Below are 8,724 nucleotides of genomic sequence, written 5' to 3'. Positions count from 1 at the left end.
CACTGCGGCATCCTCGATCGGATCTCCGGCATGGTCGTGGGCGTCCCGTACGCGATCGACGGGCTCGGGGCGCCCGACGCGTCCCCGACCCTGCCCGAGATAGTCCTCGACGTCCTCGGCGACCGTGGCATCCCGGTCCTGGGCAACGTCGAGTTCGGACACGCCGGTCCGAATCTGCCGATGCCGGTCGGCATCCGCGTCGCCCTCGATGCGCAGCAGCGGACGTTGTCGCTGCTCGAACCGGCGGTACGGCCGCACGCGACAACGGGACCGGTCGGCTGAGCAACGCCGGGTCAGTGGGCCCACGGTCTCGGCAGCACCCGCGGGCCGGCTCAGGCTTTGGTGACCGACGCCTTGGGTCGTTTGTTCGGCCGGTATGAGGGACCGTTCATGAAGACCTGGTGGTTGGTATTGATCAGCCGGTCGAGCAGCGGTTCGGCGACGACGGGGTTGGGGAACAGCGGATACCAGTCCTGGGGTGCGCGGTTGGCGGTGATCGCAATGGAGCGGATCACGGCCTCCTGGCGGAATTACCTGAGCGCTGACACTGGCCGTCCTGACCTTCACCACCGCGGCCCTGACCGTCCCCGCTGCGCCAGAGGTGATCGCCCTGATCGTTCCAGAGATCAGACGCCTGATCGCCGCGCTGCTCCAACGGGCACCCGACATCGCCCACCTGATGCGCTGGTCCTACTGGCGACGCCGACACCAAGCCCTCGTGCGAATCAGTCACTACCGCGCCGGGAGCCGAAGCAGCTCAGCGAACAACGTGACCGCCGTACTAATAACGCTCGATTTGGTCCGATACGCGGAACGTGCCAGCACATTGGGTGCAGGTGGCGCGGCCGAATACGTGGGTGACCGCTTCGGCAACGGACTGCTGTCCGACTTCGGTGCTCATGCAGTACAGCCGCAGGCCGACGCCCTCAAGATCGACAGATGTCGCCGGCAGCAACGGCGTCTGTGCAACATCCGACTTCGTCGCATAGTCCTCGTGCGTGGCGAAGTGACCCCGTTCGCCGAACGCTATGAACAGGGACGTCTCACAGTTCGGGCACTCGACCTCGACCTCGTCGTAGATGAGCCGTTCGAGTTCTTCGCCCCAGAGCATGTCGCCTTCCAGCGCCATGACCGCGCGGAGACGGTAGATAAACGACCGCGCGTCAGCCGGCGTCGGGAGCCAGTCGGTGGTCAGGTGACACAGTTGCACCAGGATGTCGGCCTGCCGGCGGTGAGATCGCTCATCCATATCGACCGCTAGTTTCCCGGCGAGGATCAGCACCTCGTCGCGATCAGCGGGCATGAACACAGAAGCGATGGTCGCTAGCCGCGCGATGAGCAGCGTCTCTTCTGCTTTGTCAAAGCCCTCCTGGCAAGCCCGCTCATACAACACGCCCCACGCCGGCGCACGCGGGTCCGAGGCCGCCTCCGCTAACAACTCCTCCACCGTCGTCACGGCGTGATCTAACCAGCAGGTCAGGCCGCCGTCCATCTGGTCTGCTCAAAGACGAAGTGTGACTGCCGTATTGGCCACAGCCGGCGCTCAGTGGTCAGCGCCGGGCCCGTGGGCGGCGGCGATTCGACCACCGTCGAGCGTGACCGTCGTTGGTGGTACGCCCAGGGCTGGCCACTCCACCGTGAGCTGCAGCGAGTGCGCGGGTGGTCGCGGCCACAGCCACGCCCAGTGGTCGGCGACCACGTAGTCCCTCATGACGATGGCGCCGTGCCAGTAGCCCACGAGAGTCGGCCCGTCGGGTCGCTGGCTGTCGGTATCCCTGGCCTTCGCCGAAGTTACCGGCGGCTGGCCCGGCCAGGCGATGCTCAGCCGGAGCGCATCGGGATGAAGTGGGCGGCGAAGCGAGTGTCCGGGGAACCCGAACCCGTGCCCTGCTACATCGCTGAACCTCTTCCACCCGGGCAGGTCCAGATCTGACTGCCGCGCGTGGACATTGAGGGGAATCAGGCACCCCGTCCGGTACACGGTCACCGCGGTCACGGTCAAGTCGAGACGGGCCGAGCGGAGGACGGCCTGGTCGACCGGCACTTGTACGCCGGGCTCGGCTGGCCACCGTACCCAGTCAGGGATGGACCACTGCGCTGGTGAGGTACGAAACTCTAGAGTGGACGACGCTGAGCTGCCTCGCCGAGTCTCCTCGCGTCGGTGGTAGGCACCGACCCGGTCGGTGGCCTTGTGCACGACGGCGTGCGGAACGCCTGGGACCCTTTCGGCGGGCCAGACCACGATCAGGTGTTCCTCGATCGGCTCGTCGTCCTCGCCCTTGGGGTCGTCCCGGGCGTCGTCGCGTCCTCGCGCCTGCAGCCGGAGCCAGTAGGCACCCCTGCCGGATGCAAGGTCAAAGGTGGCGGCGGGGCCTGACATGAGCGTCCGGATGGTCAGCCTTGCGCTGGGCAGCTCGAAACTCACGTCCACGACTTCGTCCCAGGATTCCGGGTCGGGGTCCGGTGGGACATCATGCGCCTCGACCGTGAGCCGAACCGGGCCGTACGCAGTGCCGGTGTACACGACGGCCACGTCTCCCTGCGGGCCGATGAGTCCGGTGCCTCCAGTGGTGAACTCACGGCTGATGTCGGCGTCTTGATCGGCCACCAGGTACTGGCTGTGGTCAGCATCGACGGTGAAACGCACGCGGTTGAGCAGCATGCCGGACCATAGCAGCTATCGTGCGGACGGGGTCGCGACCGGCTACGTCCACATCCGCTGACGCGACGAGGCTTACGCGATACTGCCTTGATGATCGGGTTCTGCTTCGAGCTGTATCCGCTGGACAAGGTGTCGTCGTGGGGCGGTGACCAACCAACGCTGCACTGGTTCGGGCTCACCGAGGGCTGGTACTGGCTCGAGGTCGGCGGGCACCAGTTGCTGCGAAGGACCCGCCTCGAGCATCCGCATCCCTACGTCGACTACTACCTGGCCCGGCTCTGGGAAGACGTCAATGTCCTCACGCCGGACGTCCTCGAGCCGGTGCCCGCCGACCTGCAGCTGTTCATCGCCTCCGACCCCGCGCAGTGGGCATGCGATCCGCTCGCATTCGTCACCGTCGGTGACGAGGACGGATTCGGGGGCATCGACCCGAATGTGCCCGACCACCCGGTGGTCATGGCCGCGAACTGGCACGGCGCGCACTACCTGGACCTCGGTTACCTGCGGAATGCTCCGAGTCTTCGGTTCTGGCGCACTGTCCGCGGCGACAGCGACGAGATCACCGTAGACTGGCGGCACGAGGACAACGGCGAGATCGGTTTCATCGCCGGCCCGGCTGTCCGGGTCTGCGTCCCGACTGCTGCATACGTTGAGGCTGTATACGCGCTCGACCGAGAGCTGATGACGGTGATGCTGCAGCGGGTCGAACAGTTGGAACGCCGTGGCCGCCTGCCCGGAGTGGACCTTGATCTCGCCTGGCTGCGGCGTGAACACGAGGACCGGGCGCACTGGCTCGCTAAGAACCTCAACCGCACACCCAAGACCGACTGGGACGCCGTCCGTCAGGGCGCCCGCCGGTTGCTCGGTGACCCACATCAGGCCAGCGCCGCGACGGCCTAGCGATCCCGGAGCCGACCACGGCCTGCCAAGACCAGATGCGCGGATCTGCCGCGCTGCTCGGCGTCGCGGCGCCCGGTCGCGCCGACAAGCGGGCACTTGACCATGACCCGCACGTCTACCAGCTGCGGTCTGACTTCCCCGGCCGTACGCCGTCGGCCGTCACGGCGATCGAAAGGTCTACGCGGCCCCTGGCGGCTGCCCTGATCGGCACGGAAGAGCTGGTGCGCCCCGAGGCGATCGTGATCGGCGGCTTCGCCGCGTCGGTCCCTGGACATATCGACGAGGTCATCCGTCAGCTGTCCTTGCTGGCCTGGCCTGGCCGGGTCAGTCCCCCCGCGCGGGTACTACCCGCCCGGCTCGGCGACCGGTCCTCCCCGCACCGCGCGATGCTCGCCGCACGGGGCGCACTGGCGCGGTGAGCCGGGCCGCCGTCACTCGGCGCCGGACAGCTCCATCGCGACGTCGAGCTCGCGCCGCTTCGCCGGAGAGAGGACCCCGATCCGCTCGATCAGGTACTCCCCGGCGAGGGACAGCATCCAAGTGCAGAAGATCTTCCCATCCAAGGGCAGCGCCACCCGCACGACACCATCCTCGGCGAGCCCCTCCTGCGCCCCGAAGAAGACTTCGATGCCGATCGCCCGCACGTCCGGCCCGGCCGCCTCGACGACGCGGCGCCGCTCATCCGCGTCGACCGCCTGCTCACCGGACATCAGCAGGAACCCCTGCTTCTCGACTGGCGTGGCCGGGGCGACAATCTGCACCGCCCGGAACTCCGGCCCCGCACCACCCGACAGCAGCACGACGGGTCGCTTGTCGTCGAACTGTGCCCACCAGAGCTCGCCGCGTTCCATGCCCGACACTACCGCGCGGACGGGCTCAGGTGAGACCGCAGCCGAGGTAGCGGGCGACGGCCGCGGCAGGTTGCTCGACCACCCGGGCAGTCACCAGGTCCCGGGAGAGCCGTAGGTACTGCGCGTGCCTCAACGCCAACGGCGTCGTCGAGAAGTTCGCCAGCACACGTCACCGGCAGACGCCCGTCACCACGATCAAACGCACCCGCTACCCCTACTGAGCTGTGTCAAGGCTTCTGGGCAGGTCTTCGTAGGATTGCTGGTCAGGCGTGGTCTGGTAGTCGGTGAGGGCCTCGGCCAGGGTGCGGTAGCCCAGGGTCGAGTGCAGCCGCTGCCGCGGCTCTCCTGGCGCAGCCGGGCCAGCTCCTCCCGCTCGGCGTTGGTCAGCTCGTTCAGCCAGCGATCCATAGCAACCCCAGCTCAGTCAAGCCGAGGGGTGGACGGCGCCGAACCGATCCTCACAGGCTTCAAGCGTTGGTGTTCGACCGACGCCGGATGGTCTCCGAGCTCGGTTGCGGGCCTGCGTCGTCCCGCCGGCGCTGCCGCGGTCGCGGCGCTGGTCGTTGCTCGGTGGCTCCTTCCACGGCGTCGGGGGCCGCGACGGGTGGTGTGGTGCGGCTCGCCGCGGTGTTTACCAGGTCCGGCAGGTCCCGCCCGGCCACCAGGGGTAGCTCTCGCGTGGCTGCCGCGACCGGCCCCGGCTCGCCCGCCAAGTCGGCGACTCGGGCGACACCTGCCCGTCCCGTCGCGGTTCGCCGCGTCGGTGCCGGGCTGCGGGTCGGTGCCGGCGGCACGGTGTCGGTCGGCTCCGCGACGGAGCCTGGCGCGTCCGTGGTCGACGGCCCTTCCGCCCGGCTGGTGGCCGACCGGCCTGCTGTGTTGCGCGGCGTTCGTCGCGGTGGGGCTGCCGGCAGGAGCGGCGCGAGTTCCGCGTGCAGCGCCGCCCAGTCGGAGGCGGGGAGCGGGTCGGGCTGGTCCGTGGTCGAGGTGACCTGGCCCGTGCTTTCGGACCGCTCCACCTGCCGGTCGGTACGGTCCGGCGTCACCGCCCGGGACCGCTCCGATCCCGGTCGCTCGTCACCGTCTCCCGCCTGCTCGGTGCCGTTCGCCTGCTGAACGGCGTCCCCGGCCGACTGTGGCCGCGCTGACCCGCCGGAGGCCACGTCCGCCGCAGGGACTACGGGGGCCGCGTCCGTGAGCGGCCCGGGGTCGTGAGCGAGCAGCCGCTCCGGGGCATCGGCGAGCAGCCGCGCGGCCGAGGCTAGTGCGACAGGGTCACTGCCCGTGCGACGCCACCGCCGGCGGCGGCCGCCGGCCGGTAGGTTCCCGGCCAGCACGCGCGCAGGTGCCAGATCGGCGGCGATCAGCGCGGTGAGCCCGTCGTAGTCCGCCTGTTCGGCCAGCCGCCGGGCGATCTCCTCGAGGTCGTACACCGCCACGGCGATGTCCGCGGTGGTGGTGTCCAGTGCTCGACTGATCTTGCGGCGCAACACCTTGCTGAGCGCCGCCTGCCGCCGCTCGGCGCGGATCTGTGCGCGGGCCGCGTCGAGCGAACCGTACAGCCCGAGTCTGGGGTCGGCCTTGGCCAGCGAGCGGGCACGGCGGGTCAGCCACGGATGTCGCAACCAGTGCCCGACCGGTTCGTACGCCGGCGTCGTGGGTGGCAGCTGCTGCTTGGCGCGCAGCCGGTCCCGCCGTTGGTTCTCGGTGCTCATCAGCCACACCAGATAACCGAGCAGCGACATGCCCGCGTAGAAACCACCTTCGAGGTGGTTGCTGTGAGCCAGCCAGTTGAAGGCGACCGCGGCCGTGGCGATGCCGGCCGACAGCACGCGGGACAGCATCGCCGGTTCGCCTAGTCGACGGCGCACGTCGGCGTTCGCGAGCACTACAACGCCGCCCAGCTCCAACGCCCCGACGGCGGGAAGGGCGACGTACCAGGGCATGCCGAGCCGTTCCATCGCCCCGGACACCTGGCCGCCGAGCGCGATCAGCAGCACGACGACGTAGAACCCGGTGCGCAGCACGGCAATGTGCCGCACCGCCTTGGCCAGCTCTGCGTCCCACGCCTCCGGCGGGTGGGCACCTGACGCGCCGCCCGCGGCGTCTGGCGCCCTGCCGATTGAGTTTCCGCCGGTTATCCGGGTCCGGTCCGGTTCCTGGAACACGCCGAGCAGGTTCCTCTCTCCTTCGGCCCCGGCCTGAGCGGCGCCGCGGCCGCCCGACGCGGCCAGTGCCGTCCGCCGAGTCGTACCAGAGCCGCGCTTCGGGTGCCGGCCGTCGTCCGCCGCATGCTACAAGGTTGCGGGCCGAATTGGAGATTTCAGATGCCACGCTGGGCGCCTCGGGTTCGCCCCTCCCGCGCCACACCGCGAGTCATCGGTGAAGCTGCCGGCTACGTGGCCGCCTCGAACCAGGCCAGTGGCCGCGCGGTTCGTGGGCGGCTTCGGCCTCGGGCGGCTGCCAGGGCGGCTCTGGAGCGCAGCGGGTCCGAGGCAGGGCGGTTACCAGCCGGGGTAGCGGTAGCCAGTTCGGGTCGGTGCCCGGTTGGTCGGTGATGGTGGCGAGGAAGAGGAGGTCGATACCCGCAGGGTGCTCGGTGAACTGGCGGACGTGTCGCGAGCGAGGTTGTCGGTCACCCAAGCCAACTCCAGCCGGGACAGCCAGTCGAACGGCAGCGAATCTATGCGTATGCGGCACGAGCAGTGGGCCTTGCAACGGCGGCGGCGGGTATACCAAGGTTGCCCCTGCCAACTGGATCTCGTATTGCGTAGCCAGGCCACGTGACCGCCCGGCGACTGGCGCGGCTTAGATGAATAGGCAGAACGGGTGGCCGGCCGGGTCAAGGTGCACCCGCACGTTTTCCTGCGGTTGGAAATCCGCCACGGTGGCGCCTACGGCCACGGCGTGGGCCGAGGCCGCATCGAGGTCGTCGACCTGGATGTCGAGGTGGGCCATCATCTGCGGCTGCTGCGGGCCAGCCGGCCAGACCGGCCGCACGTATGCCGGCTCGGTCTGGAAGGACAGGCCAGCGTCGCCGTCCGGGGCGCGCAGCGTAACCCAATCCGGCTCGTCGTCGTGCCGCGACCACCCGAGCAGGCGTTCGTAGAACGCCGCGAGTTCCCGGGCATCGGGGGAGTCCAGCACAGTGGCGGCCAAGGTCAGCCGAGGTCGATCTGCCATACCGCTGTTCGTACCCATCGACGTGCCGCACGCCACCGCGCTCGTGCTCCCTGACCCCAGCCTGACCCCAGCACGACACCAACAGCGGCCGTCGTACCAACGCTGGCTCCAATTCCCATGCTGGCAGTTTGGGAGCCACCCGCGGGAGCCACCGGGGCGGACTGGACCGGGCGGGACCGGACCGATGGAGTTGCTGAGCGGGCGTGCCTGTGCTGGTGGGGCTGCTCGACGGTGAGGTCGACGAACGCGCGGATCAGGCGGGTCTCGTTGGCCGCCAGCCACACCGCGGGCGTCACCAGCGCAGGGACATGTAGCCAGCCGCGATGCGTCCCGCGCGTCGCGCGTCGCGCAATGAGTCGCCGATACTCGGGCCGGCGCCCGGCGTGTGTGGATCAAGGGACGCAACGCCGTAGGCGGCGACCGCGCCGACCGTCAGCGCAGCGGAAGTCCACTCCACTGAGACCTCGATGACGCCGGTGGCGAAGACTTGTTGGGTTGGATCGTGCAGCGCCAGGCCCATGGGATGCCTACGTACATACCAGCCTGGCGCCGGAGGTGGCGCGGCACCGCGTGTCCATCGGGGGAGTCCGAGGGCTATCGCCGCTTCCACCTGCGCCTCCTGGTCGCGTCCGTCGAGCGCCTGCGTGATCGCCGGTGTTAGGGGTGCGAACCAGGCCACCGCGAGTGGGCGGTCTGGCGTACCCGCGGTCCCGGCTGCGCCGGCAGCGAAGGCGCCGTTCGGCGTTGCGCCAGCGCGAGGTGGCGCAGAAGAGACCCACACATGCACGTCATCGCGGACGCGACTGCTTCTGCGGGCGCTGTCCGCCACTGCGAGCATCCACGCGTCGCTCGCGTCATCCTGTGCCCGGGTGTGGCGCATCCGGGCAGCCTCATCTTCATCCGTCGGCACGCTGTGCAACCTATCCGACACTGTCAGAAATGTTGCCGTGTCGATGGGTGTTTTTCGCCGGGGCGCTCGCCGTCGAGCCTCGGCACCCTTGCAGGCAAGGCCGCTGCTCCCCAGGTCGCCGCAACGGTCGGGATCTGGCTTCGGCGGTGCAGGGGCCGGAAGCCGGCATTGAAATAGCGTGGGCCACAGTGTGCCGGGACAGCGAGGGCCTACCAATA

General features: G+C 69.3%; 10 protein-coding genes and 1 pseudogene. 3 read left to right on the top strand and 8 right to left on the bottom strand.

All coding sequences use genetic code 11. The features are described from left to right. Positions 1-282, top strand: a pseudogene (locus tag NCC78_RS03235) (hypothetical protein); the annotation flags it as partial. A gap of 50 nt (positions 283-332) precedes the next feature. Here NCC78_RS03235 and NCC78_RS03230 read toward each other — a convergent pair. The 3 genes from NCC78_RS03230 to NCC78_RS03220 form a co-directional block, all read right to left on the bottom strand. Beyond that, entirely contained in the window at positions 333-515 is a 183-nt protein-coding gene (locus NCC78_RS03230) for an ATP-binding protein (protein ID WP_284706214.1), read from the bottom strand. 266 nt (positions 516-781) lie between these two features. Beyond that, on the bottom strand, positions 782-1,492 hold the full coding sequence (locus NCC78_RS03225) for a hypothetical protein (RefSeq protein ID WP_250791655.1): 711 nt from the start codon (positions 1,490-1,492) through the stop codon (positions 782-784). A gap of 51 nt (positions 1,493-1,543) precedes the next feature. After that, a complete protein-coding gene (locus NCC78_RS03220; RefSeq protein WP_250791653.1) occupies positions 1,544-2,662 on the bottom strand; it encodes a hypothetical protein in 1,119 nt (372 codons plus the stop codon). A gap of 90 nt (positions 2,663-2,752) precedes the next feature. Here NCC78_RS03220 and NCC78_RS03215 point away from each other — a divergent pair, with 90 nt between their 5' ends. Continuing rightward, positions 2,753-3,562, top strand: coding sequence for a DUF5984 family protein (locus tag NCC78_RS03215; protein ID WP_250791651.1), 810 nt, complete (start codon positions 2,753-2,755; stop codon positions 3,560-3,562). A 35-nt stretch (positions 3,563-3,597) separates the two neighbouring features. After that, positions 3,598-3,981, top strand: a complete 384-nt coding sequence (locus NCC78_RS03210) for an acetate and sugar kinases/Hsc70/actin family protein (RefSeq protein ID WP_250791649.1) — start codon at positions 3,598-3,600, stop codon at positions 3,979-3,981. A 12-nt stretch (positions 3,982-3,993) separates the two neighbouring features. Here the strand turns inward: NCC78_RS03210 and NCC78_RS03205 are convergent, their stop codons facing one another. From NCC78_RS03205 to NCC78_RS03185, 5 genes are all read right to left on the bottom strand, one after another. Beyond that, positions 3,994-4,413, bottom strand: coding sequence for a putative type II toxin-antitoxin system PemK/MazF family toxin (locus NCC78_RS03205; RefSeq protein ID WP_250791647.1), 420 nt, complete (start codon positions 4,411-4,413; stop codon positions 3,994-3,996). Positions 4,414-4,438: 25 nt separating this feature from the next. Next, positions 4,439-4,579, bottom strand: coding sequence for a hypothetical protein (locus tag NCC78_RS03200; protein ID WP_250791645.1), 141 nt, complete (start codon positions 4,577-4,579; stop codon positions 4,439-4,441). A gap of 301 nt (positions 4,580-4,880) precedes the next feature. Further along, positions 4,881-6,455, bottom strand: coding sequence for a hypothetical protein (locus NCC78_RS03195; RefSeq protein ID WP_250791643.1), 1,575 nt, complete (start codon positions 6,453-6,455; stop codon positions 4,881-4,883). A 766-nt stretch (positions 6,456-7,221) separates the two neighbouring features. Beyond that, positions 7,222-7,560, bottom strand: a complete 339-nt coding sequence (locus NCC78_RS03190; protein WP_372495039.1) for a VOC family protein — start codon at positions 7,558-7,560, stop codon at positions 7,222-7,224. 328 nt (positions 7,561-7,888) lie between these two features. Further along, on the bottom strand, positions 7,889-8,116 hold the full coding sequence (locus tag NCC78_RS03185; RefSeq protein WP_250791641.1) for a hypothetical protein: 228 nt from the start codon (positions 8,114-8,116) through the stop codon (positions 7,889-7,891). Between the last annotated feature and the right edge of the window lie 608 nt (positions 8,117-8,724).

Source organism: Micromonospora phytophila, assembly GCF_023656545.1.
GTDB classification, from domain to species: Bacteria; Actinomycetota; Actinomycetes; order Mycobacteriales; family Micromonosporaceae; genus Micromonospora; species Micromonospora phytophila.
Note: the sequence above shows the minus strand (reverse complement) of the source record. Positions and strands in the feature narration are given on the sequence as shown.

What these genes read in the sequence shown, in the direction of transcription:
- NCC78_RS03225 (WP_250791655.1), bottom strand. Translation starts at nt 1,492, where the DNA reads ATGGACGGCGGCCTGACCTGCTGGTTAGATCACGCCGTGACGACGGTG.
- NCC78_RS03220 (WP_250791653.1), bottom strand. Translation starts at nt 2,662, where the DNA reads ATGCTGCTCAACCGCGTGCGTTTCACCGTCGATGCTGACCACAGCCAG.
- NCC78_RS03215 (WP_250791651.1), top strand. Translation starts at nt 2,753, where the DNA reads ATGATCGGGTTCTGCTTCGAGCTGTATCCGCTGGACAAGGTGTCGTCG.
- NCC78_RS03210 (WP_250791649.1), top strand. Translation starts at nt 3,598, where the DNA reads ATGCGCGGATCTGCCGCGCTGCTCGGCGTCGCGGCGCCCGGTCGCGCC.
- NCC78_RS03205 (WP_250791647.1), bottom strand. Translation starts at nt 4,413, where the DNA reads ATGGAACGCGGCGAGCTCTGGTGGGCACAGTTCGACGACAAGCGACCC.
- NCC78_RS03185 (WP_250791641.1), bottom strand. Translation starts at nt 8,116, where the DNA reads ATGGGCCTGGCGCTGCACGATCCAACCCAACAAGTCTTCGCCACCGGC.